This is a genomic window from Mucilaginibacter sp. SG538B (assembly GCF_013376065.1).
In the GTDB taxonomy this organism is placed as follows: Bacteria; Bacteroidota; Bacteroidia; order Sphingobacteriales; family Sphingobacteriaceae; genus Mucilaginibacter; species Mucilaginibacter rubeus.
In genome coordinates this window covers 1,446,527-1,473,082 of record NZ_JABMJI010000001.1, presented here as the reverse complement: position 1 = coordinate 1,473,082, position 26,556 = coordinate 1,446,527, and the positions used below count along the sequence as shown (strand labels likewise).

Annotated in this window: 19 protein-coding genes; all 19 read right to left on the bottom strand. The window is 43.8% G+C overall.

Features of this window, described 5'->3' with window-relative positions:
• Nucleotides 1-23: 23 nt before the first annotated feature.
• Complete coding sequence (locus tag FHW88_RS05970; protein WP_176623869.1) at nucleotides 24-4,214, bottom strand: hybrid sensor histidine kinase/response regulator; 4,191 nt, start codon at nucleotides 4,212-4,214, stop codon at nucleotides 24-26.
• A gap of 310 nt (nucleotides 4,215-4,524) precedes the next feature.
• A complete protein-coding gene (locus FHW88_RS05965) occupies nucleotides 4,525-5,295 on the bottom strand; it encodes a DUF1080 domain-containing protein (RefSeq protein WP_176623867.1) in 771 nt (256 codons plus the stop codon).
• Between the two features lie 18 nt (nucleotides 5,296-5,313).
• A complete protein-coding gene (locus tag FHW88_RS05960; RefSeq protein ID WP_090524607.1) occupies nucleotides 5,314-6,189 on the bottom strand; it encodes a sugar phosphate isomerase/epimerase family protein in 876 nt (291 codons plus the stop codon).
• A 50-nt stretch (nucleotides 6,190-6,239) separates the two neighbouring features.
• Complete coding sequence (locus tag FHW88_RS05955; protein ID WP_176623865.1) at nucleotides 6,240-7,133, bottom strand: hydroxypyruvate isomerase family protein; 894 nt, start codon at nucleotides 7,131-7,133, stop codon at nucleotides 6,240-6,242.
• A 2-nt stretch (nucleotides 7,134-7,135) separates the two neighbouring features.
• On the bottom strand, nucleotides 7,136-8,386 hold the full coding sequence (locus FHW88_RS05950; protein WP_090524604.1) for a nucleoside permease: 1,251 nt from the start codon (nucleotides 8,384-8,386) through the stop codon (nucleotides 7,136-7,138).
• A 34-nt stretch (nucleotides 8,387-8,420) separates the two neighbouring features.
• Nucleotides 8,421-8,864, bottom strand: a complete 444-nt coding sequence (locus FHW88_RS05945) for a c-type cytochrome (protein WP_090524602.1) — start codon at nucleotides 8,862-8,864, stop codon at nucleotides 8,421-8,423.
• Between the two features lie 142 nt (nucleotides 8,865-9,006).
• The gene (locus FHW88_RS05940; RefSeq protein ID WP_090524599.1) at nucleotides 9,007-10,314 is read right to left on the bottom strand and encodes an MFS transporter; all 1,308 of its coding nucleotides are present in this window, start codon (nucleotides 10,312-10,314) and stop codon (nucleotides 9,007-9,009) included.
• A gap of 437 nt (nucleotides 10,315-10,751) precedes the next feature.
• Nucleotides 10,752-11,804: a sugar phosphate isomerase/epimerase family protein gene (locus FHW88_RS05935; RefSeq protein ID WP_176623863.1), complete on the bottom strand. Its 1,053-nt coding sequence runs from the start codon at nucleotides 11,802-11,804 to the stop codon at nucleotides 10,752-10,754.
• 26 nt (nucleotides 11,805-11,830) lie between these two features.
• Entirely contained in the window at nucleotides 11,831-12,982 is a 1,152-nt protein-coding gene (locus FHW88_RS05930) for a Gfo/Idh/MocA family protein (protein ID WP_255485211.1), read from the bottom strand.
• A gap of 150 nt (nucleotides 12,983-13,132) precedes the next feature.
• The gene (locus tag FHW88_RS05925) at nucleotides 13,133-13,699 is read right to left on the bottom strand and encodes a gluconate 2-dehydrogenase subunit 3 family protein (protein ID WP_090524595.1); all 567 of its coding nucleotides are present in this window, start codon (nucleotides 13,697-13,699) and stop codon (nucleotides 13,133-13,135) included.
• A gap of 124 nt (nucleotides 13,700-13,823) precedes the next feature.
• Entirely contained in the window at nucleotides 13,824-15,251 is a 1,428-nt protein-coding gene (locus FHW88_RS05920) for a Gfo/Idh/MocA family protein (protein ID WP_176623861.1), read from the bottom strand.
• Between the two features lie 36 nt (nucleotides 15,252-15,287).
• On the bottom strand, nucleotides 15,288-16,967 hold the full coding sequence (locus FHW88_RS05915; RefSeq protein ID WP_176623859.1) for a GMC oxidoreductase: 1,680 nt from the start codon (nucleotides 16,965-16,967) through the stop codon (nucleotides 15,288-15,290).
• 184 nt (nucleotides 16,968-17,151) lie between these two features.
• Complete coding sequence (locus FHW88_RS05910; RefSeq protein WP_176623857.1) at nucleotides 17,152-18,870, bottom strand: GMC oxidoreductase; 1,719 nt, start codon at nucleotides 18,868-18,870, stop codon at nucleotides 17,152-17,154.
• 3 nt (nucleotides 18,871-18,873) lie between these two features.
• Complete coding sequence (locus tag FHW88_RS05905) at nucleotides 18,874-19,485, bottom strand: gluconate 2-dehydrogenase subunit 3 family protein (RefSeq protein ID WP_176623855.1); 612 nt, start codon at nucleotides 19,483-19,485, stop codon at nucleotides 18,874-18,876.
• Between the two features lie 180 nt (nucleotides 19,486-19,665).
• Nucleotides 19,666-20,580 carry a TIM barrel protein gene (locus FHW88_RS05900; protein WP_090526169.1) on the bottom strand — a complete coding sequence of 305 codons (915 nt, stop codon included), beginning with the start codon at nucleotides 20,578-20,580 and terminating at the stop codon, nucleotides 19,666-19,668.
• Between the two features lie 16 nt (nucleotides 20,581-20,596).
• Complete coding sequence (locus tag FHW88_RS05895) at nucleotides 20,597-22,126, bottom strand: TolB family protein (protein WP_176623853.1); 1,530 nt, start codon at nucleotides 22,124-22,126, stop codon at nucleotides 20,597-20,599.
• Nucleotides 22,127-22,686: 560 nt separating this feature from the next.
• Nucleotides 22,687-23,757 carry a fatty acid desaturase gene (locus FHW88_RS05890; protein ID WP_176623851.1) on the bottom strand — a complete coding sequence of 357 codons (1,071 nt, stop codon included), beginning with the start codon at nucleotides 23,755-23,757 and terminating at the stop codon, nucleotides 22,687-22,689.
• A 258-nt stretch (nucleotides 23,758-24,015) separates the two neighbouring features.
• A complete protein-coding gene (locus FHW88_RS05885) occupies nucleotides 24,016-25,920 on the bottom strand; it encodes an ATP-binding protein (protein WP_176623849.1) in 1,905 nt (634 codons plus the stop codon).
• Between the two features lie 52 nt (nucleotides 25,921-25,972).
• Entirely contained in the window at nucleotides 25,973-26,539 is a 567-nt protein-coding gene (locus tag FHW88_RS05880) for an acyl-CoA thioesterase (RefSeq protein ID WP_090524579.1), read from the bottom strand.
• Between the last annotated feature and the right edge of the window lie 17 nt (nucleotides 26,540-26,556).

Sequence of the window (26,556 nt, the reverse complement as noted above, 5' to 3'; positions counted from 1 at the left end):
ATATTTTCGAAGTAAATATAACGTCAATTCATTAAACCTTTATTATGTCCGTTTATATATTTACCCCATTTTTCAAGCATCTCCATTAAATCAGAAAGTTTCATGGGCTTGCTCAGGTAATCATTCATGCCGGCGTCAATACATGCCTGCTTATCTTCGGGCATGGCGTTAGCGGTCATGGCAATAATTACCGGCTGGTCCTGCATATTACTGCGGATAAAGCGCGTTGCTTCCAAACCATCCATATCGGGCATTTGTACATCCATCAAAATCAGGCTGTAATGTTTTGTTACCATAGCATTTAACGCAACATGCCCATTTTCCGCAATATCGGCGCTATAGCCCATTTTACTTAACATATGCATAGCAAGTTTCTGGTTTATTAAATTATCCTCGGCTATCAGAATGCTCATGGGGTAATTTTTAGCAAAATCCTTAGAAAACGCTGTTTGCACCTGCTGGTACTCAGTTTTAATACCGCTGCCGGCTTTTAACTGCTCAACTATATGCTTATGTAACAGATTATGCTTTGTAGGCTTAGTCAATACCGCGTTAAATACATTGTCTTCCCGTTTACTTTGTTCGCTGCCTATCGAGCTTAATAATACAATAGGCATTTCAGGAAATTTCCGCTTTACTTCTTTAGCAAGCTGCAGGCCATCCATTTCGGGCATGCTCATATCTGTTATCAGCAGGTCAACATGCTCATCCTGATCGTTAAGCACTTTCAATGCCTCAGTTGCCGATGCCACAACTACAGGCTCATATTTCCACTGCCTCAGCTGCGTGTCAATTATATCGCGATTGGTAGCATTGTCATCAACAAATAAAATACGCTTGTTTTCAAGCTCGGTAAGGTTAAGGTAAACGTAATTTCGTTTTACCTTTTGTCCCACTTTTGATTTTATGGTGAACGAGAAAGTAGTCCCTCTGCCTATTTCGCTTTGTACGCTGATTTCGCCACCCATTAGCTTCACCAGTTTTTCGCTTATAGCCAAACCCAAGCCGGTGCCCCCATACTTACGTGTGGTACTTGAATCAACCTGCGAAAACGGCTTAAACAAACGCTCCAGTTTATCCTCGGCAATGCCGATGCCTGTGTCCCTTATTTTAAAGATCAATTCAAGGTCGTCATCTTTTTGCTCTTTTACCCCTACCAGTATAAAAACTTCGCCCTGGGTTGTGAATTTCACCGCATTGCCCACAAGGTTAATCAGGATCTGTCGAAGACGTATCGAATCGGAAATAATTTGTACCGGCACATTATGTTCAACCTGGTAAACCAGGTCAAGATTTAACCGCGAAGCTTTCTCAGCAAAAACATCCAAAACGCCTTCTATACAATCGCGCAGGTCAAAATCCTCTTCGTCAAGCTCCATATTGCCCGATTCAATTTTAGAGAAATCAAGAATGTCATTGATAACCGTTAATAGGGCATCGCCGCAATTTTTTATGGTTTCGGTATACTCCTCCTGCTCGCTGGTAAGCCGGGTACTGGCCAGCAATGTTGCCATACCGATAACCCCGTTCATAGGTGTCCGGATTTCGTGGCTCATGGTAGCCAGGAAAATACTCTTGGCCTTATTGGCGCTTTCGGCTTCTTCACGGGCTTTTTCTGATGCCTCGCGGGCCAGGCGTTCATTCGCTGTCATTTTTACCAGGCTTTCGGTACGTTCCTTTACCTGGCGCTCCAGTACGGTTTTTTGTGCCTTCAGAAATTTAATCCGGTATTTAAAAATAAAGTATACCAAAGCAATTATGGTTGCCGCGGCAATTAATTTAAACCACCAGGTTAACCAAAACGGCGGCACAATGGTAATTTTTAATCCCGCTGAAGGCGGCGACCATAACCCTGACGTATTCTGATACTTTAATTTAAATGTATACTCGCCCGGTGGCAAATTGGTGTATGAAGCAGTATTCCGGCTTCCCACGTTATTCCAGTCTGTGTCGAAGTTTTCGAGTATGTAACTGTACTTCTTTTTATCCGATGAAGAGTAATCAAGCGCCGCATATTGTAATGTAATTACGGATTGAGTATAGGATAATTTGATTGATTTGGTATCACTTATATCTTGTTTCAAGGGGGATGGGTCATCCTTCCCGCGGGCAATTTTCACGGTTTTATTGAACAATTGAAAATTGGTGATAACCAGGGGCATAAAGGCTGATGGTTTTAAAATCTGTCCGGGTGTAAAGGAATTGAAACCATTAATCCCCCCAAAAAAGATCCTGCCATCCTTAGTTTGCAGGGCCGAATGTGATTTAAATTCTTCATCCTGTAAACCATCTTCAATAGTATAGTTTTTAAAGGTGTGCTTAACCGGATCGTAGTTGGATAAGCCATTATTGGTACTAACCCATATGGTGCCCAGCTTATCTTCGCGCACAGCATAAATAACATCGCTTGGTAAGCCATTTTTGGTTGTAAACGCCGTAAAATGTTTGGTAACCGGGTTAAATAGATTAAGTCCCGAAAGTGTACTGATCCAGATGCGGCCCTTACTATCCTCAAACAAATCGGGGACGCTGTTATTGCTGATGCTGTTACGCTTCTCGTCGTGCTGAAACCGGGTAAAGGTACCTGTTTTCCTATCCATCAAATTGAGGCCGGCATCAAAAGTGCCAACCCAAAAATTGCCGTTATGATCTTCAAGCAGGGAATAGATCCTATCGCTGCTGATACTTTTAGGATCATTAGGATCATAATTAAAAGCCGAAAATGTACCCGACTTTTCGTCATACAGGTCGAGGCCGCCGTTATAGGTACCTACCCAAATGCGGTTATCGCGGGTTTGGGTAAGGGCATAAACATTGTTATTACTTAAGCTGCCGGGTTTTGCCAGATCATGTTTAAAGCTGGTAAACTTGCCGGTGCGGGGATTAAACCGGCACAAACCATCAGCCCAGGTACCTATCCAAAAATCACCTTTAAAATCCTGGATGATGTTCAATACATAATTTCCTGTCAGGCTATTGGCATTAGCCGGATCATTCATATAGTGTTTAACGGTACCATCCTTGTTAAACACATTAACGCCGCCCCCGTCGGTACCTACCCAAATATTACTATCCTGATCTTCATGCAGGCACAGTACAAAATTATTGGCCAGACTGTTTGGTGATGAGCTATGCCTGAAATGCGAAAAGCTTTCGGTACTGCGCTTATACAGGTTAATACCGCCACTAAATGCCCCCAGCCACATATTACCCATCCTGTCCCGGCAAATACTGTAAATGGAATTACCATTCATACTGCCCCTGTCAATATCATCATGCTTATAGCCTGTTATTTTTCCGGTAACCGGGTTCAGGATATTAACGCCATTATTTTCGGTGCCTACCCACAAATTACCGTTCAGGTCCATGCTTAATGCCAAAACAGTATAGCCCGAGATGGTGCCCGAATCTTTTTTATTCTGGAGGTAATGTTTAAATGTGCCTTTTCCCGGGTCAAATAAATTAAGCCCGCCATCTTCGGTTCCTACCCATAACCTGCCCGCAATATCTTCATAAATAGTACTTACATACCCTCCTGAAATGCTGGCATTTACTCCCGGCTGGCTTTGATATCGTGTAAAAGTTTCCTTCTTTCTGTCAAAAAGGTTAAGGCCGTGGCTCAGGGTACCAACCCATAAACGGTGTTTGGAGTCTTCCTTTAACGCGGTAACATCATCGTCACTTAATGACGACAGGTCGGCCTCGTTGTGTTTGTAATGGGTAAATTTATTTTGGTAGATATCAAACCTGTCGAGCCCGCCTTTTTGGCTGCCTATCCATAAAATACCATCATGATCAAATATCAGCCTGTTTACAAAATTACTTGAGATGCTGTTTGAATTGGCGCTGTCATGAAAGTAATGTATAAACTTACCTGTTTTACGGTCGAGTTTATTTAGGCCAAAAAGTGTAGCGAGCCATATGTTGCCCTCTTTATCTTCGGCAATATCTGATATCAGGTTACTGCTTAATGAATTGTCATCCTGGATACTGTGTTTATATATCACAAAGCCGTACCCGTCATACCGGTTAAGGCCGTCGCGGGTACCTATCCACATAAAACCCCGGCTATCCTGAATTATGGTACTTACATTAATTTGTGATAAGCCCTCCCGGGTACCGATATGTTCAAACTTAAGGTTCCTATCCTGCGAAAACCCATTTCGGGCACTCAGCAAGGCAACCACAACAAACAAATATTTATAGATATTCAAAATAACAGGCTGTGTTGAGTTTTAATGTTCCTGAAAATCCGCTCCAAAAGAGAAACAGAAATGGTTTATAGTTAGCTTATACGGCTATAATATTTATAAGTTTAATGTAGACAAAAAAAACCGATCATATAAAACTGAAAGCGGAATGCACCAAACTAAAGCTAATAAACTGATTAGTAAATAGATTATATATAAAACGAATACAGCGTTGAGCAACCGTAGATTCCGCCTTTAGAATATTAAATATCATAAAAAAAGCCTCCCGGCATTACCGGGAGGCTCATCATATTTTCAACAATAGCAGCGTTGTTTACAGCTCTCTTACCCAAATATTGCGGAAGCTAAGCGGCTCGCTCTTATCGCCATGGGCCTGTAACTTAATTGGCGACGGGCCGTGTTTTTTACCATCATACGATGGCTTACCGATGTATTGAGTAGGGCCAAGCAGCTCAAAGTTGTTTTCAACCAACACGCCATTGAAAAATACGGTAGCTCTTGCTGCCGATTTCAATGAACCGTCTTCGTTAAATACAGGAGCGGTCCAAATTACATCATAAACATTCCACTCGCCGGGTTTGCGACCAGGGTTTGCCAGTGGGATCACTTGCTTATACAAGCTGCCTGCCATGCCGTTAACATAAGTTTTGTTTTCGTACGAATCTAAAACCTGTAGCTCATAACCTGCATCACCTTTACCTATCGAAGCTAAGAACACGCCGCTGTTGCCGCGGGCCTGCCCGCTGCCTGTAATGTTAGCAGGCACTTTCCACTCAATATGCAATTGGTAATTGCTGAAAGTTCTTTTGGTTTCAATATTACCGGTAGCTTTATTTACGGTAAGTACATCACCTTTAACCAGCCATTTAGCCGGGGTTTTATCTTCAACAGAAACCCACTCGTCAAGGCCTTTACCGTTAAACAAAATAATTGCGTCTGAAGGGGCATCGCCTAAATTTTTGCCCGGCGTAACTACTTTAGGTACCGGTTCCCAAATCTCGGTGTCTTCAGGTTTGGCATTTTGCGCGTTTGCCATGAAGCAGCTTCCTGCTAAAAGGGCGGTTAGTATTAATGGATATTTCATCTCTCTAAAATAATTGGTTTAAACGTGAAGCGTATTTTTCAGATATGAAGCGCTTTTTGCAATGCTCACATACGGATCAATATTGGTATAGTTTTCCTGCTCAACAATAAAGTGCTTAATGCCCGCAAGTTTAGCTTTACCCAATATGGTTTTGAAGTCGATATCACCGTTACCTATTTCTGTATTTAATTCGGCATTGGTTTTATCCCTGTCTTTAACATGCACAAAAGCGAAACGGCCGGGGTGTTTTTCAAAAATCTCAACCGGGTTTTTACCGGCGCGTACTACCCAGTAAAGATCCATTTCCATGGCCACCAGTTTAGGGTCGGTGTTGTTAAGTACTACATCGTAAAAAGTAGTATCACCGACAGGCGCCCACTCAAAGTTGTGGTTATGGTAACCTAATTTTAAGCCCGATGCTTTCAGTATCTCGGCAATCTTATTCATTTTCTCGGCAACGCCTTTGCAGTCGTCAACCGTTTTAATAAAGTTGTGGTTTAAAGAAGGGATAATAATGTGCGACTGGCCAATGGTATTGGCAACCTCAATGTATGCGTTCAGGTCGTCAGTTTTACCAGAGCCAAAGTATTCGTCCAGTCCGTAATGACCGCTTGGAGTTGTTAAGCCATTATCTTTTAATAGCTGACTAAATTCTTTACCTTTTAATCCCCAATATCCTGTTTCTTTGTTAAAGCCAAAGGTTTCAACCTCATTATAACCGGCTTTTGCCACTTGTGCAATAACACCTTTTACATCTTTGGGTAATTGATCGCGCAGGCTATACAATTGCAGGCCCACTTTATTTGAAGCTTTCGCCGATACCAATTTCGGTGCAAGCATTGCGCCTGCTGCCATTAATCCGGCTTGTGCTAAAAATGTTCTTCTGGTTGTCATGTATTTGTTTTATTAGTTTAGCTTTTTAGAGTGATAAGGTGATGTAAGGTTTAAACATCACAAATATGCACCGCCTTTTTAAGCGAAGCTATTTTATCTTTCTGTTTCGGGATGAACTCCTGCGCTACAAAACCCTTATGCCCTACCTCAACAATGGCACGCATAATGGCCGGATAGTAAAGTTCCTGTGTTTCATCAATTTCGTTACGCCCCGGAACACCGCCGGTATGGTAATGAGCGATATACTGATGATTAGCGCGGATATTGCGGATCACATCGCCTTCATCAATTTGCATGTGATAAATATCATACAGCAATTTAAAGTTTTCCGAACCGAGCCTGCGGCAAAGTTCCGCGCCCCACTCTACCCTGTCGCACTGGTAATCTTTATGGTCAATTTTGCTGTTCAGCAGTTCCATTACCAATATTACGTTGTGTTTTTCGGCAAGGGCTACCATAGGTTTAAGGCCTTCAACGCAGTTATTCCAGCCTTCCTCGTCGGTTTTACCGCGACGGCTGCCGCTAAAGCAGATCAGGTTTTTATAACCGGCTTCTGCCACCAGCGGGATCATTTTGGTATAGTTTTCATGCAGCTTGGCATGAAACTGTTTATCGCCAAAACCATCGGTAAGGTTGATCTCGGCACCGTTGCACATTGAGGAGAACAAGCCATATTTTTTTAGTGTAGGCCAGTCTGAAGGGCCAACCAGGTCGATCCCTTTTATGCCGATATCCTTAGCGGCGGCACAAAGTTGATCTACCGTAAAATCGCCGTAACACCAGCGGCATACAGCATGGTTAATATTGCCTTTGAGCTTATCATCAGCCTGCATATGTTTTTCAGTTTCGGTGGTAAATGAAGATAATACACCCGACGCGCCAATTGCGGCCGTGCCCGCGATCATGCTTTTAATAGCCGACCGCCTGTTTTGATTAGATCTCATAATTATATTTCGGTTTGTGCTGATGGTTCCTGAATATCCAAACCTGGTTTTGTGGCCATGCTTGTTTTATCTTTAAATAAAGCGAGGAATAATATCAATACCACAGCGGCAATACCCGCAGGTATAAGCCAAATGGTTTGCCAGTTATGTGATGTATCGGATACTTTCCAATGATCAACAATAGGGCCTGAAATGTACGAGCCTATAAGCATACCTACGCCATAAGTAGCTAAGGTAATAAAGCCCTGTGCCGCGCTTTTAAAACGCTCGCCCGCTAAATTATCGGTATAGATCTGCCCGGTTACAAAGAAGAAATCGTAACAGATACCATGCATTACTATACCCGCAATAAGCATCCAGTAGCTTGAACCTGCGTCGCCGTAGGCAAAGAATATATACCGCAGTACCCAGGCCAGCATACCGATAGCCAGCATTTTTTTCACACCGAACCGCACAAAAAACAAAGGCATCGCTGCCATGAACGCCAGCTCGGATACCTGCCCCATGGCCTGTACACCGGCAGCGGCCTTAACACCCACTTCATTTAAAAAAGGGTTGGTAAAGTTGTAGTAAAACGCCAATGGTACACATATAGCTACCGACGCCAAAAAGAAAATTAAATACGACCTGTTTTTTAACAAGCCGATTGAATCTAAGCCAATGATATCGCCAAATGTGGTCTTCTGCCCTCTTTTTACCGGAGGGGTATCGGGCAATGTAAAGCTCAATAAACCTAATATGAGAGATGCTATTGATGCCATTTTGAAGGTGAGCACAAGCGTTCCGCTTTTCTCCCATCCTAATAAGCCGATAACTATCCCTGCAACGATCCACCCGGCTGTGCCGAACACCCTAATCAAAGGGAACTCCTTACTGGGGTTTTGCATCTGCTTAAATGAAACCGAATTTACCAGTGCCAGTGTTGGCATGTAAATGATCATGTAAAACAGGATATTAGGGTAAAACTTATCAAAATCAGCTATGGTAGTTGCATAATAAAGTGAGGCCGCGCCCAACAGGTGCAGTACACCCAGGATCCTTTGTGCCGAAAAGTATTTATCAGCAATAAGTCCGATCACAAAAGGAGCGATAATGGCACCTAATGATTGCGTTGCGTAAGCACCGGCATTTTGCGTTCCGGTAGCTTTTAACGTAACCGTTAAATAAGTGCCCATTGTTACAAACCACGCGCCCCAGATAAAGAACTCCAGGAACATCATTGTTGAAAGTTTTACCCTAATTCCGATAGTCATAATTATACTTTAAGGTCGGATTTAATTACCCTTATTATTTTTTTAATGATAAAATGTACTGTACAATTTCTTTGGCATCACTTTCAGGTAATGAAGGGTGCGGGGTCATGGCTATGTTGCCCCAGTTACCGCTGCCGCCACTGATGATTTTTTTGGCAAGCATATCGATATTAGCCTGTGAAGCATCATATTTTTTAGCGATATCCTGGAATGCAGGGCCGATAACTTTGGTATCAACTTTATGACAGGTGCTGCAATCTAACGTTGCTATTAATTTTTCGCCGGTTGCTGAACCTGCAGAACCGCCTGTTGATTCGGTACCGGTTTTAGCTACAACTGTATCTGCATCAGAATTTGCCGCTTTAGCAGATTGATTTGCACCCTGGGTACTGTCGCTGCCACCGGTGTTTTTTGATGAATTTCCGCCACAGGCAGCAAAAGCCGCGCTGATACAAAGAATAACGAATACTTTTTTCATAAGAGTTTAATTGTTGTTTTCGATGATAACCTAACAGAAAATCTGTTCCTTAACAAAGCTCCTGCTATTTTTCATCATGTAATTTTAATTGGGTTGGTTAATGAGGCGAAAATTACAATTTTTTATCATAATTAAAACCCTATTAAACCGATATAGCGCCTAATGAAGCAGTTTTTTTACGTGAGCGCATGTAAATTACCAATCCTATAAATGCCACGATTAATACAACCGGTATAATCAGGGTTGTGTTTAACACTTCCGGACCGGCCGCCGACCGTGCGGCATCGAACGCCTTCGCCATTTCAGAGCCAGCCGGCGCCGAACGGTAAGCATCCAGACTGGCACCTGCCGGTAATTTCGAAGCCATTATTTTATCGTAAAAACCGCCCATAAATATCATATAAATAGACACTCCGAACATGCCCGCGCCGCCCATAAGGTTTAGGCCTACAGCACCGGTACGCGGCAGGTTTTCGGCCACAAAGCCTATCATGCAAGGCCAAAAGAACGCTACCCCTAAACCAAAAACTACTGCTGCGAAGTAAATAGCATCACCATGCAGGTGTACCATCAGATAAATGCCCAATGCCGATAATATGGCCGAGATTAGCAGCACTCCCTGAGGTGCCAAACGATGAACTATCGGGCTTGCAAACGCGCGGCCCAATACCTGTACCGAGGCAACAAAAGTTAAAATAAGGATGGCGTTGTCCGTAACTGTTTTGAATAAAACGTCAGTCCACTGGTTGGTGAATAATTCGGTAATAGCTGTTCCGAACATACAAATGATCATGAACAGGAACAAGGGATTGATCAATGCCTTATACATATCCTCGGTACTTACACCGGCAGATACACGCTCGGTAACCGGGAAATCCAATTTCGAGAACAGGTACCCATAAGCAATGGTAGGGATCAGCATCAAAGCAATTTCAACCTGCGAGATCCAGTATGGTTTGGGCGATACGCCATGGGCCAAAGTGGTATCCAGACCGAATACTATTAAAGTACCTATTACTATGCCTGCCGGAAACCAGAGGTGAAAGTGATTAAGCTTTGTAGTTTTATTATCTGTATATAGCGAAGCTACAAGCGGGTTACATGAAGCCTCAACCGTACCATTAGCAATACCAATCATTAAGGTAGAAAGAAACAGCGTCCAGTAGCCATTGGCAAAAATGGTAAGCAGGATCCCCACCAGGTGAAATACGAAGGCTGACACCAGCAGCTTTTTCATACCAATGATATCGACAATAAAGCCGCCTACAATGATAGCCAGCGGAAAGCCCCAGAAAGCGGTTGCTGCAATGGTACCCAGTTGCGAAGCGTTCAAATGAAATCTTACGCCCTGGTCATTCAAAATCCCGGCACGGATACCGAATGATAATGAGGTTACCAGCAACGACAGGCAGCTTGCCCTGAATAGCTGTGTACGGTTAATAGTTTGCATTTTAAATTATTTAAGGTTATTTGATAATTGGTTAATTGGCTGTATCAAAATGCTTTTACTGAATTGTTTCAGCTGTATTCGCCGGTTGGTAAATCCCATCTTTACAGGCCGAATCATTAATTACACCAGGGCGCAGGCATGTCACCCTGAGCTTGTCGAAGGGTCGTGCGCAGAGGCCTAACCCACTATGCTTCGACAGGCTACCCATGACACCCGTTTTTGATCTGGCATTTGTAGATCCAGACTTACGAAGTTTTAAAAACTTCGTAAGTCTGAATTCATGTCGTCATGCTGAACTTGCTTCAGCATCCCACTTGCCAGGCAGCCATGCTAAGCACTCGCATACCTATCTTATGGGTGCCGAAACAAGTTCGGCATGACGCGTTTTTTAAATTCAATAAATCCGAAATCGAAAATCCGAATTCCGAAATCGAAAATTAGATCCCTAACGTTTTCCTGTTGAAAGCATCATCAGAACCTGATGCTGCGAAATCATCAAAAGCACGTTCAGTTACACGGATAATATGATCTTTGATGAACGGAGCACCTTCTCTTGCACCATCTTCCGGATGTTTAAGCGCGCATTCCCATTCAAGCACCGCCCATCCCTTATAATCATATTGTGTTAATTTACTAAATATCGATTTAAAATCAACCTGCCCATCACCTAATGAGCGGAAACGGCCGGCGCGGTTAACCCAGCTCTGGTAGCCGCCGTAAACACCTTGTCGCCCGGTTGGGTTAAACTCAGCATCTTTAACGTGGAACATTTTTATGCGCTCATGGTACAGATCGATATATTCCAGGTAATCCAAACATTGCAATACAAGGTGCGACGGATCATACAGCAAGTTAGCACGCTTGTGGCCTTTTACATGATCAAGGAACATTTCGTAAGTGATACCGTCATGCAGGTCTTCGCCCGGGTGAATTTCATAGCAAAGGTCGATGCCGTTTTCTTCGTACACATCCAGTATCGGTGTCCAGCGTTTAGCCAGTTCACCAAAAGCGGTTTCAACAATCCCGGCAGGGCGTTGCGGCCATGGGTATACCATAGGCCAAAGCAGGGCGCCGCTAAAGGTAACCGAAGCATTTAAACCTAAATTTTTTGAAGCCTGCGCAGCATATTTCAATTGCTGCACAGCCCATTTTTGCCTTTCGGCCGGGTTACCACGTAAATGCTCGGGTGCGAAACCGTCGAACAGATCGTCATAAACCGGGTTTACCGCTACCAGCTGGCCTTGAAGGTGGGTTGATAGCTCAGTGATCTCTAACCCCGCGGCATTAACTATACCTTTAATTTCGTCAGCATAAGTTTTGCTCTCGGCTGCTTTTTGCAAATCGATGAAACGGGTATCATTTGTTGGCAGTTGCACACCTTTGTAGCCTAAACCCGCTGCCCACTGGCAAATAGATTCCAGGCTGTTAAATGGTGCCGCGTCGCCTATAAACTGTGCTATAAATATGCCAGGTCCTTTTATAGTAGTCATGTTTTTTGTTTTAAATAGATGGTGGATTAAATAGTGAAATCAGTCCATTTAACGTCCGATTTACCTGATGCTATCACATTTTCGATAAAGGCCATTCCCCGAACGCCTTCTTCGATACCCGGAAAATCAAGTTCTTCGGGAGTGGTCTGCTTACCTTCTAAACCGGCTTTAACAGTCAAAGCAAAATTACGGTACAGGTTGGCGAATGCCTCCAGATAACCTTCGGGGTGACCGGCAGGCGTACGTGTATTATGCTGCGCGAATGAGCTGGTATAACCACCACCGGTGCGCCAGGTTTCGGCAGGTTTATCAGTATACATCACCGTAAGCGAGTTAGCATCGCTCTGGTGCCATTCCAAACCGCCTTTTTCACCATAAACCCTTATCTTCACATTATTTTCTTCGCCGGCTGCAATTTGGGTAGCCGTGAGCACGCCGCTTGCACCGTTGTTAAATTTTAACAACGCCGCGCCGTCATCATCAAGCTTGCGGCCTTCAACTACGATGTTAATATCCGCACAAATTTTAGTAACCTGTAAGCCGGTAACATACTCGGCCAGGTTAAATGCGTGTGTACCGATATCGCCCATGGCACCTGCAATCCCGCTTTTACCCGGATCGGTACGCCATGAGGCTTGCTTGTTATCTTCTCCTTCTAAAAAGCTGCTCAACCATCCCTGCGGATACTCAACATAAACCTTCCGTACTGCACCTATGGCACCTGCTTTGATCAATTGCTTAGCTTCCTTAACCATGGGGTAACCGGTGTACGTATGTGTAAGGCAAAAAAGTTTACCCGATGCACTAACTACTTTTTCCAGTTCCTTAGCTTCTTCAAGTGAAAAGGTCATGGGTTTATCAAGCACCACATGAAAACCATTTTCGAGTGCCATTTTGGTTGGGGCAAAATGCACATGATTGGGCGTTACAATGCTGATCACCTGCACACGTTCGTTCTCGGGCAGTTGCTTTTCTTTTTCGATAAGTTCCTGGTAAGAGATATATGAGCGGCTTGCCGGTAAGCCAAGCAAAAGGCCGCTGGCCTGTGATTTTTCGGCATTACTGCTAAAAGCGCCGCAAACCAGTTCATATTCGCCATCAATACGGGCAGCTATGCGGTGTACGGCACCAATAAAGGCACCTTGTCCGCCGCCTATCATTCCTAATCTTAATTTCATTTGTTTTTGTTGGGGTTGATGTTTTTTGATGATTAAACGCTTCTCAATCGATTGTATACATCAAAAACAGCATTATTACATAATGCTGTTTTTGATAGCAATTCAAATTTTGTAAAAATCAAAGGTATAATCAATTGATATTGCAATTTTTTAGGTTGCCCAGGCTTTATCACCTTTTTTGTATGGCAGGTTACCGTCATATTTACCAGGAACGGCTATATAACGTAAGGCCTGTGTGGCACCCGGTTTTGAAGTGAAGAAACCCAGCAGGGTTAATTCCTTCAGCATCCTGAAGTAATGGTTAGGATCTTCCGGTTTTTTTGTTTTGGTATAGGCTTTTTGCTCTTTGTCAAGCTCGGTTAACAGTTCTGTACGTTGCTCGGGAGTAGCCTCCAAAAACTTTTTACCAAATTTCTTGTCGCTTGCATCATTCAGGTCTTTAAGGCCTTTGGTGAAAATTTTCTGATCATCGGCAGTATAGCAATCCTGTACCATTACCGTCATAAATTTGCCAATTTCGGCAGCTTTAGCACCCGGGGTTGAAGTTGCAGGTAAAATGGTTTCACCAATTTCATCCATCAGGGCCACATCATCCTGTGTAAAAAGGTCGTTTACTTTCGGCGAAGATGGTTTACATCCGGAGATGAAGAACTCGGCGCCGATGATGGTACCGCCAAGGATCAAACCTACCCTGCCTATCGCTTCTCTTCTATTCATGTTTAATTATTGATTTACTGAATTATTGAATTATCGAGTTATTTGATTTTCCAATTATTGATGAATTATGAGTTAGCAATTAAATCAATAATTCGCTAACTCAATAATTCAATAATTTAAAAAGCTACGCTTTCAACACGAAACCTTCGCGGTAATCGCGTTTAATATATTGGTTAACAGCATCAAAGTTGGTAACTTTCATAGCCTGGTTATCCCATACCAGTTTTACCCTGCCACCATTTAGCTCATGGCCGCGAACCGCAAGGTTAGCCATCAATAAAGCCTCAGTAAGCGGGCCAGCCTTATCAAATGATGAGCTTAGCTCTGTTTTACCGTAACCTGCTATACAGCCTTCAACCCACTGTGCATAGTGACCATTGGCGCCGCCCGGTACACGTGCCCATTTTTGAGGTGCTTTCGCGTCTTTGGTAAGTGATTTTGGCAATAACGTAGGCGCATCAGAATAAGTACTTGCGTACATTTTTCCTTTTGTACCGATGAATAATGTACCGTTACCTTCTTCACCACCGAAGTTTTCGCTTGCTAACAATTCGATTGGCCTTTCAGGCTGGATACCACCGTCCATCCAGTGCAGGGTAACATCGCCTTTAGTTTTGTCAGTTTTAGGGAACGTTAATGTGATGTGGCTTGACGGAGGGCAGCTTTCAGGGAAATGACCTTCTTTAAACTCGTCTACATAAACACTGCCAACGCTGGCCTGTACATCTTTCGCATACTGGATCCCCAATACGCGGAAAGGTGCTTCTACCAGGTGACAGCCCATATCGCCAAGGGCGCCGGTACCGTAATCCCACCAGCCGCGCCAGTTAAACGGAACCAGTTTATCAACGTAATCTTTTTTAGGCGCAGTACCCAGCCACAGGTCCCAATCCAGTTCTTTAGGAATATTTGGTTGTGGCGGTGGCCATGCAATACCTTGCGGCCAAACGGGGCGGTTTGTCCAGCAGTAAACGGTGTGCACATCACCAATCAGGTCGGCATCATACCATTCTGACAGTAAGCGTGTACCATCATTTGATGAACCCTGGTTACCCATTTGTGTAACCACTTTATATTTTTTGGCAGCCTCTGTTAATAAACGGGCCTCCCAAATATCATGCGTCAGCGGTTTCTGAACATAAACGTGTTTGTTCAGCTGCATAGCATTATAGGTAATAATGGCATGGTTATGATCGGGCGTTGAAACCGATACCGCGTCAAAATGCTTGTGTTCTTTGTCAAACATTTCGCGCCAGTCTTTATAATACTTTGCCTTAGGAAAATCGCTGCGTGATCTTGCCGCTCTGCGGTCGTCAACATCGCACAGGAAGGCGATCTCGGCTTTGCCGCTTTTGTAAAAATTAGCAATATCGCTTTGCCCTTTACCACCGGCACCTACGCCGGCAATCAATAACTTGTCGCTTGGAGCTATAAAACCTTTACCGCCCAAAACATGGCGCGGAACTATCATAAAACCAGCGGCCGCTATGGCGCTGCTTTTAATAAATTGCCGTCTTGACGGGTTTGGGGTTTTGTCCTTTTCTTCAGTCATAGGTGTTTTTATTAGGTTGTTTTTATGTGATGTTGGTTAAATTTCACCTTTTTTTAGTATCTCAACAGCATGGTTGGCCGCACGTGCGGTTAATGCCATATACGTAAGCGACGGGTTTTGGCATGCTGCCGAAGTCATACATGAGCCATCGGTAACAAATACGTTCTTAGCATCCCAAACCTGGTTCCACTCGTTCAATACTGAAGTTTTCGGATCGCGGCCCATCCTCGCGGTACCCATTTCATGGATGCCACGGCCAAGGAACGGATTAGTACTGGAAGTTTGCACGTCTTTAGCACCCATGGCTTCCAGCATTTCTTTGCCGTCTTTTTCCATATCGATACGCATTTTCAGCTCATTTGCTTTCAATTCGGCATCAATGGCAACAACAGGCAAGCCCCATTTATCTTTTTTGGTTTTGTCGATGGTAACCTTGTTTTCGTGGTAAGGCAATGTTTCACCAAAAGCTCCCATACCTATATGCCATGAACCTGGCTCGGTCAATGCATCCTTAAACGCGCCGCCAATGTTCAGTTCGGCAATGTCACGGCTCCAGCCTTCGCGGCTTGCCGAGCCCTGGTAACCGAACCCACGGATGTAATCACGTTTTTCGCCGTTCAGGTTACGGTAACGAGGGATATAGAAACCATTTGCGCGGCGACCGAAATAATATTTATCCTCATAACCTTCAATCCTGCCATAAGCGCTAACATTAAGGTGGTGGTCCATCAGGTTGTGGCCAAGCTCACCGCTGCTGCTGCCCAAGCCGCCTTCCCAAACGTCGGTAGCTGAATTCATCAGGATCCAGGCCGAGTTAATGGTTGATGCGTTTACGAATACGATCTTAGCGAAGTATTCATAAGTTTTATTGGTTTCAGCATCCAATACCTCAACGCCTTTGGCTTTTTTGGTATCCTTATCGTACAATATTTTGGTAACGATAGACCATGGGCGAACGGTTAAATTACCGGTAGCCATAGCCGCAGGCAATGTAGCCGATTGTGTGCTGAAATAAGCACCGAACGGACAACCTAACCAGCATTTGTTACGGTACTGGCAGTTGGTACGGTTGTTATGCGGTACAGTGATATTAGCCGTACGACCGATGATCATGTGACGCGCTTCTTTATAAAATTCTTTCAAGCGTTTTGAAACGTCTTTTTCAACCACGTTCATTTCCATAGGCGGCATAAAATCGCCATCAGGAAGGATAGGTAAACCATCTTTATTACCGGAGATCCCGGCAAATTGCTCGGCGTAGCTATACCACGGAGCGATGTCTTTGTAGCGGATAGGCCAGTCAACAGCGATGCCATCCTTTAAGTTGGCTTCAAAATCAACATCAGCCCAGCGGTACGATTGGCGTCCCCACATCAGCGAGCGGCCGCCTACGTGGTAACCACGGAACCAGTCAAAACGTTTAATTTCTGTATAAGGACTATCTTTATCACTTGCCCAATAGTCAAGGTTGGTTTCATTTAACGGATAGTCGCGTTTAAGAACCGGGTAATCATCAATCATTTTCTGGGTACGGCCGCCTCTGTGCGGAAATTCCCATGGATCTTTGGTTGCGTTTACGTAATCTTTAATGTGCTCAATATTACGGCCACGCTCAAGCATGATGGTTTTCAAACCCTTTTGTGTTAGTTCCTTGGCAGCCCACCCGCCTGAAATTCCTGAGCCAATGACTATTGCGTCATAAGTGTTTGCAGACATACGAATAATATGATTAGTTTAATTTGTTTACTACTTGGTTGTGTCGTTAAATGTATGAATAAAATTCATTTTCCAAATATTACATTGTGTTTTTTTTACACGAAGGACCTCACCCCGGCCCTCTCCAAAGGAGAGGAAGCCCCCCTTACGCCGCCCTTTTTAAGTCCTCTCCTTTGGAGAGGATTTAGGAGAGGTTCCCCTTCTTCATCTCGCTCATGGCATAATCGGCGGCCCTTGCCGTAAAGGCCATATAAGTTAGTGACGGATTTTGGCACGAGGTTGATGTCATGCTGGCGCCGTCGGTAACAAATACGTTTTTAACGCTATGCACCTGATTCCATTTGTTTAATATCGATGTTTTAGGATCATTCCCCATTCGGGCACCGCCCATTTCATGAATATCAAGCCCCGGTGCTCGTCTATCGGTACTGGCTTTAATGTTGGTAAAACCCGCGCTGGTGAACATCTCGGTTAACTGCTCCACATAATCCTTCTTCATCTTCTCGTCGTTATCGTCGTAATCAATGTTCATCTTTAATAATGGTACGCCCCAGGCATCTTTTTGCTTGTCATCAAGACTTACAAAATTGCTTTCCTTCGGGATGGTTTCGCCCATCATGTGCGAGCCTACACGCCACGGGCCAAGCTCTTTGTTAGCCAGGTTATCTTTCAGACTGCTACCTACGCCGTCCCAACTACGCTGCGGGGATCTGTAAGCGCCAAAGCCTGAAGCATAACCGCGTAAAAAGTCGGTTTCTTGTTTGTACACATTCCTGAACCTTGGGATATACCCCCCGCCGGCAGGGTTACGGCCATCTGTTGTCCATTCTTTAGCGCCATCATACTCGGCTCCAATATGGGCCGAATAATTATGGAAAGCTACATATTTACCCAGCACACCGCTGTCATTGCCCAAACCATTAGGGAAGCGGTGTGATTTAGAATTAAGCAATATCAGGTTGGTATTTAACGCCGCTGCATTGACAAATATTACTTTGGCGTAGTAGTCGATAGCTTCTTTGGTATTGGTATCAATAACCCGCACACCGGTAGCTTTACCCAGCTTATCATCATAAATAATAGATTCCACTACCGAAAATGGCCTTAATGTGGCGTGACCAGATTTTAAAGCCCAGGGGATAGTGGTAGCGTTAGCGCTGAAATAGCCACCAAAGGGGCAGCCACGCTCACAGATCGTTCTCCTTTGGCATTGTACCCTGCCCTGATCAAGGTGGATTTGATTAGGGGTTGACAGGTGGGCGCAACGTGCGCTGATCACGTGGCGGTTTTTATATTTGCTTTTTACGTGATCTCTAAAATATTCTTCAACAGTATTTAATGGGAATGCGGGTAGGAACTCACCATCCGGCAATTCGGCAATGCCATCACGGTTACCCGAAATGCCGGCGAATTTCTCTACATAACTATACCATGGTGCGATATCTTTGTAACGGATAGGCCAGTCTACCGCGAAACCATCGCGGGCGGGGCCTTCAAAATCAAAATCGCTCCAACGCTGGGTTTGACGTGCCCAAAGCAGGGATTTACCGCCAACCTGGTATCCGCGGATCCAGTCGAAGGGTTTATCCTGTATGTAAGGGTGCTCTGCATCTTTAACAAAAAAATGCGCGGCGCTTTCTCCAAAGGCATAACAGCGGTTTACAATAGGATTGGCTTCCTGTACCGCCATCGGCAATTCGCCCCGGTGTTCAAACTCCCAGGGGTACATGTTGGTAGTCGGGTAATCCTTAATGTGCTTAACATCGCGGCCACGCTCCAATATCAGTGTTTTGAGTCCTTTGTCCGCAAACTCTTTAGCAGCCCATCCCCCGCTCATTCCCGAGCCAATTACTATCGCGTCGAAAGTGCGTTCTTTAACGCTGTCGATATTTAAATTAGCCATTACTTATACTGCTTGCTTTTGTTTGTAAGGGAAATGCGCATTGTACCTGCCCGGCACAAGCTCATATATCACTTCTTTAGTCATAAAATATTTTGAATTGGTATAACCGTTTATGGTTTGCCTTTTTACTATGCTGTAAAACTTCTTAAGCTCGGGCGAATACTTGCCTGCAGGAGGAGTGGCAGGTGCAGCATCTTTTTTATCACTGTTTTTCCTGGCCGCCTCTTCTTCCGCTTTACCTTCTTTTTCTATATCCAGCAAAAATTCTTCGCGGGTTTTAGTATCAAGCTGGTCAAACGTTTTACTATATAATTTTTGAGATTGATCTGCGAAATGGCCCATGCCAGTTACAAATGCCTGCTGATCTTCCTTTTTATAGCAGTCATCCACCATTTTCAACACAAATAAATGCAATAGCAGGTCTTTAGCGCCCGGTGTTGTTGTTTTAGGAATAAAAGTTTCCGAAACATCACCTATCAACTGTTCCTGATCGGCAGTGATATCAATATTTTTGAGTGCAACCTTCGACTTTGCTTTATCCTGCGAACAGGCCGGGAGCAATGCAGCCCCTCCTATTATCAAAGCCAGATTTTTGATGACGGTACGCCGGTCCATTGTTTAAACTAAATTGTTTTAGCGAAGCCCATTTATCTGTCACAAAACTTTTAGTTTACTGAACAGGTAACGAGAAAGGCTTAATATGATTTATAATGTGCTCCCAAACTTAATAATTACAATTCAAAATCAAAGGCTGTAAAAATTAAATCTTCACGGGTGTAAGTTAGTCTTATACTATTAATAGCCCCATTTTTTCATGATTTGTAAATCAATTTTTACACAATCGATTGGGTCTTTGCCCTGGTATGCTTCCTGCTCAATAATGAACAAAGAGGTGCCGCCTTTTTTTGCCCCGGCCTTTACAATATCCCTAACTGGCAGGATCCCGGCACCTAAAATGGTGCTTTCAGTATCATCGCCACCGTGTGGCGGTACTTTAATTTCGTCCTTTACGTGCATGGACTGGAAACGGCCGGGATATTTATTGATAAACTCCAACGCCCTGCCACCGGTAGTGTACATGTTACCGATATCTATTTGCTGGGCCACCAAAGCCGGATCGGTATTTTGGATGATATAATCATAAAGGGTAATATCCCCTACTTTGGTACTGATCTCAAAGTTGTGGTTATGGTAGCCAAACATCATGGATGATTGCTTGCAAAGCTCACCGCATTTGTTAAACTGCTCCATAGTGCGTTTCAGGGCATCGGTATCTGTACGTACCTTTTCATCAAGCCAGGGGCTTATCACAAACTTTTGCCCCATAGTGGCCGCGTCTTCAACAGTATACTTCCAGGCATCGGTAAAATCATTTTTGGCTGCATCCCAGTGCTGAGGTGTCATTACGGTATGGCCGCTTGGCATTTTAAGGTCAAGATCGGCCAGGATCTTTTTAAATTCTTTGGCGGTATAGCCGTAAAATTTTCTGTCGATGTAATTTGCATGCTCCACATGTGCATAACCTGCATCAGCTATCTTTTTAAGCGTTCCCTGCGGATCGGCCTTCATGGCATCGCGTACACTATAAAGCTGCACCCCTACCCGTTTAAGTTTATTATCCGTAGCGGCAAATAAACTATCAGGAAGTAGCGCCGCCCCGGCTACTGCCATTGCGCCGGTTTTTAAAAATGATCTGCGTGATGTATACATGGTTATATGTTTAAGGTTATTTTGCAATAGGAAATACAGGGAACAATAAATCAGAGTTACTTACAAATGCCAGGTGCTTGCTATCCGGCGCCCATGACGGGGTGTTGATAGTACCCTGGCCACCGTATAAATAAGCTACCACTTTTGAAGGGCCTCCGCCTACCGGCATCAGCCTTAAATATACATGCTTATAAAAAGGATGGTCGCCGGGGGATACTTCGCTTTTAAGAAAGGTGATATAAACTATCCATTTACCATCGGGCGAGATATGCGGGAACCAATTGTTATAATCATCATTAGTAAGCTGGGTTTGCTCACTGCCATCGGCTTTCATGCGCCAAACCTGCATCAGGCCGCTGCGCACCGAATTAAAGTAGATGTATTTTCCATCGGGCGAATATTCGGGACCATCATCTAAACCAGGTGTGGTAGTAAGCCTTTCTTCGGGCCCTCCTCCTGCCGGGATGCGGTAAACGTCAAATTCCTTATTGCGCTCGCCACAAAAAACGAGGTATTTATTATCGGGCGACCAGCCATGCATATAACTTGCCCCATGCCCGGTTTGGGTTACCCGTGTAGCCTCGCCACCGGCCGACGAAACTGTGTATCCTATTGATGGGCCACCATCGCCGCTGCTGATAGCCAGCATTTTGCCATCGAAGGAAAGCACATGGTCGTTATTATTATTTTTAGCGATGCCGGTATTGAGTACCGTTGGTGTATGCAATTTAAGATCGAATTTAAAAAGTGAACCTTCGCTGTTATAAATAAGTGATTTGCCATCAAGTGTCCAGTTTGGGGCCTGGAGTGATTTTGGTGATTGATAAACCACCGTGGCATTCTGACTTTCGAGGTCAAGCAACTCAATGGCGCTGCCTAAATATTGTTTATAAGGAATCAATGAGGCCGGTGCGGGTGTAACTATACGTACGTTATTGAATACAGCTTTCTCGGTAACATCCGCATTGTGCGAGCAGATGAAAATGCCCACATAAACGTCGTCGCCCAGGTCAAGACCGGTTACTTCCTCGCTCACAAAGAGATCGCCTTTGCGGGCTACCGACATGGTATAGGTATTACCTTTGCGTTCCAACTGGATCACATCGGCCGCAGTGATGGATGCCTTCTTTTCTTCGGTAATGCCGCTTACCGTTTTACGGTATTGCAACGAGGTTAAGCCATCTCCATGCACAACGGCATTGATATGTTTTGAATTTGAATCAAGCGTGGTGCGAACCATTAGTCCAACCTTGCGATGCGCTTCAACACCTTTGCCTATAAATGCGGCGTTGGTGCGAAGAATGAAATCGCCTTTCATTTTCTTCCACACAAAGTGAAAATCATCATGCGTAGCCCAGATATTCTGGCCCGAACCAATAAGCGTATATTGCTGTAATTTAGCGTCATATACACCGCTGCCCTGATGCTTGACCGTACCAACATCGGTTTGGCCTTCAAATATTCCTACGTCCTGAGCACTAACCCGGGCAGAAAACAAGGCAATGCAAGCTATGCATAACACAACATTTAATATTTTACAGCGCATTGGTTTGGTGTTTAGTGTACACTATAATCGGTTCACTAAGGTATATAATCAATTCGCTATTAAGATAGTACTATTTTAACAATTCTCCACATTTTTGATATATAGCCAGATTTTTACAAAGTGTAATTTTAACACGGAGTGGGGAGGTTGATTGCTGTTGGAGACAACACAGTTGCCGTTGTTGATGTTGTCACCAACATCCATCAGATAGGTTAACGCATCGGATGGCATAGAGCGGAGATCACCAGTTGAATTGCACAGCGCATAGTTGTTGGTGACAACACCAACAACGGCAAAAGTTTTTCAATTCCCTCCCCTGGGAGGGGTGTGATGGAAATGTGTAATGGCAGGGAGGGGTTCATCTGCTATTTCCGGTATAGGCACGTCGACGAAACCCCTTCCTACACCCTCCCAGGGGAGGGAATCGCACAATCCCACGCCTTTTCTTCTTTCCACAAGATGACGATGACAATACTAACAGCAGCCAAAGTGGCGGCAAACCAAACAAAAAGGCCACAGCACTTATCTTGCTATGGCCTTTTAATGTATTTAATAACAGCTTATTCCGCCGCTACCAATATTTCAGCAACTGGTATAGCCGCTGGCGCTACTACCGGTACCGGCGTACAATATTCCTTCAAAAAATCAGCTTTTGAATCGCGGTATGAGCTTACAGCTCCCAGCATACTCATCATTTTAATATAACACCAGGCCAAATCAAACTGATATGGTTTAAAGCCAGAGCGGGCGCTTTTAGGATATAAATGGTGGTTGTTATGCCACTCACCTGCTACATAACCCGGCCACAACTGATTGATTGACATATCCTCGCGGTTATGGTCGATACCTTCACGCCGCATATCTTTTCCTTTACCATGACCTTCGTAGTTAAATGTACGTACACCAACTGCCCAAATGCCGGCAGAGCCAAATACAGCACAAGCCAATGCCGGTCCGCCTAAAAGGTAGAAAGCTGTAAACCAAAAGCCCCAGTTCAGTATAATACCAATTATGGTTCGGGTTGGATTAGCCAGGGTGCCCCATTTTTGATACTGCTTGTAAGTATTTGTATTTACCCCGGTGTGTTTCATCAGGTTAACACATTTTTTGTAAGTGACTTCGTCCATGTTTCGTGCTATGGGCTGATGATTAACATCTGCTAAAAAGCAATACATAAAACCACCTTGTGCATTGTAAGGATCGCCCGGCTGATCAGATAAAGCGTGGTGCACATGGTGCGATACTGCGTAGATTTCTTCAGGGATGATCTTCAATGTAAGGTTCTGGGTAAAAAAACGCCAGAATTTATTTTTAAAGGTGTAAGCTCCGTGAGTGCAATACCGGTGGTGCCAGATTGTACCATGGGTGCCCATAATAATCATACTGTATACGAAGGCAACAATAAGCCCGGTGATACTGAAATATTTAAAGATGAACAGCCCCAGGAACGGCACTAAAGCCAGCACCAGCGACCAGCTTAAAAACGAAAGCCAGTTTTTTTTATCCCTGAATACATTTAGCCGTTTAAAAAATTCTTTTACAATTTGTGTGTTAGTAGGTTTTGAGAGGTTGCCAAGCCCATCTGTCCAACCATATGCAGGTGGTTCGAGCACAGTGTTTAAAAATGCCATTAAGTGTTTGGGAGATTAGTTTAAAATTGTCGGAGAATTGTTATAAATTGTCACAATATAGTAAAAAGTACCTACTGCTTATACGTAACAACGGGATAAATAGATTTAAATTACCCAACAAATGATTAAAACTTTTTCAAAATAATTAAATTTCTTTATAAGAAATTATAAAAGTTAATATCAGCTACATATTACTTAATAAGCATTAATCGTATAGCAGACCATTAATTTAAAATAGGAATAATTTTTGAGGAAAGTTTAATCCGTTACCAAGGGAAGACTAAAACTGAAGGTACTGCCCCTGTTCAATTCTGAATTTACCCAAAGCCTGCCGCCGTTAAACTCAATAAGCTCCTTGCATAAAAACAAACCAATGCCGGTGCCTTTCTCGCCGGAAGTACCTGTTGCTGTATATTTCGTATTAAGGCTAAATAACTTACCAAGTTTTTCTGCAGGAATACCGTTGCCGGTATCGTTAACACTGATCACCACCATACCTTCATCAACGGTGCTTAGCAAACTAATAATACCGTAATTGCCCGTAAACTTAATAGCATTACTAACCAGGTTACTTAAAACTACTTTTACATGCCTTTCATCGGCCTGTACACACATTCCGGGTAAAGCCATGTTTTCAAACCTGATATTTTTTTGCTGAAAAAGGTAACTAAAAATCCTCCCGATTTCATTGCCAATTAAATAAATATCGACTGCTGATGCTTCAAGATTAACGCCTTTGATTTGGCTGCCCGCCCATTCAAGCAGGTTTGAAAGGGTTAATTCGGCACCCTGTACTACCGGCTCTATTTCCTTCATCAAGTCCTGAACTTCATCATCGCTTAAAACACGGGTGTTGTATAAACGTAATATAGAATTCAGATTAGCAAGCGGTGTACGCAGGTCATGCCCTATTACAGCCAGTAACTTATCTTTAAGATTATTAATATTTGCCAGGTTTGCCGATTGGTCTTCTATCAGTTCTTTTTGAATTAATAAGGCTTTATGCTGCTTGCGCATCCGGTTATTTAAAACCCGCTTTTGTTTATAAAGGTAATAGGTAACCGACAAAGCCAATATTACAACCAGCAATGAAATAAGCAGTGTAATGATTATAACCTTTTGCAAATGAATTTTTTCGCGGTATTGCCCTGCCTTTTCCTCAACCGCGGCAATAGCATTAAGACGGCTGTTGAGCTCAAAATAACTCTGTATGAGCTCGGTACTTTTACGCTTATTGGCAGCGCTAACGCTATCGAGCGCCTGGGTGTACTTTTTCTGATAGGCTAACGACTGTACCATATCATGCTTTTGCTCAAAGCTGTAGGCCATGGTTTTATAAGCCGACGAAATGCCATCCATAACACCGATGCTATCGGATAAATCCGCGCCTTTTTTTGCAAGGTCAACGGCTTTGTCAAACTGGTTTAACGAATTGTAAATAACAGCACGTTCAATAAATGAGATAGCCCTTAAACGCTTATTATTAACAATATAACTCATTTGCAGGGCAGTGTCTGAATAAGCGACCGCCTGTTGATACTGCCCTTTTAACCGATAAGCATTAGCCAGCCGGCTATATAATATACATATCGCGGGCTGGTCATTTACCGTACGGCTAAGCTGCATGGCAAGTTTGGCAAGAGCAATGCCTTTATCATATTGTTTAAGCCTGGCGTAAACAAATGAACGCTCGTTATAAACTTCGGCAAGCATTTTAGGATCATGACCGGCAAACCGGGCCGCGATGTCTAAATTTTTTATAGCCTTGCTATAGTTTTGCAAATCTGTATAAGCCCTGCCGATAGAACTATAACAGTGGGCCAGTAACAGCGGCTTGTTTTTGGGCAGATAATTTAAAGCCGAATTAAAATAAAACAAACTGATAGGATAGTATGACTGCGACCAGTACACATGCCCTAAATTTAAAAAAGCGGCGCCCGTACCTTCATTATATTTTATTTTTTCCGAAAGCAGCAAGGCATGTTCAGCACTTACCCTTGCCTCGTAGGGAGCACTAACATAGGTTTCCTCAACCAATTTGTTAAGGCTGTCGATGGTTTTGATTAGTGACGGCGATTTTTCCGGCTCAATTCCGCTTGTTTTTTGCGCATAAACAGTACTATGCATTAATAACAGCAATAATAAACCAAGGGGCCTTGTCATTCGCTAACAGTTTCAGACTGCAATCTAACAATAAACTTAATATAGGCAATAACTATCCGGCAACAATGCACCGCTCGCCCTGCAGCAGTTCAATACAATTCTCGTAGTTATCGGGCATTTGAATTTGTTCAACCTCTTTCATATAACTCTGCTTAATCTCTTTACGGCGGCGGGCTTCAATAAAACGCCTTACCTGTTCCCGGTTTTCCAAAACCAGGCCGGGCACTTTGGCCGGCTTGTTAAAATCATCTTTAGCTACCATAGTAAAATAGCTGGTGTTGGTATGTTTTACCGAATGGTTTTTGATATTTTCAGATATCACCCGAATCCCTACCACCAGCGAAGTATTGCCTACATAGTTTACCGATGCCATGAGCGATACCAGTTCCCCTACTTCCACGGGCTGCAAAAAATCCACAGTGTCGATAGATGCTGTTACACAATAATTACCGGCGTGTTTGGCGGCACATACATAGGCTACTTTGTCCATGAGCGAAAGCAAGATCCCTCCATGGATCTTTCCGCCAAAATTGGAATACGAAGGGATCATCAGTTCGGTAATGGTGGCCTGCGAAAATGCCACGCTTTTATAGCCGTCTATATCGGGTAAGGGGTTCATAATATATGGTAATATAG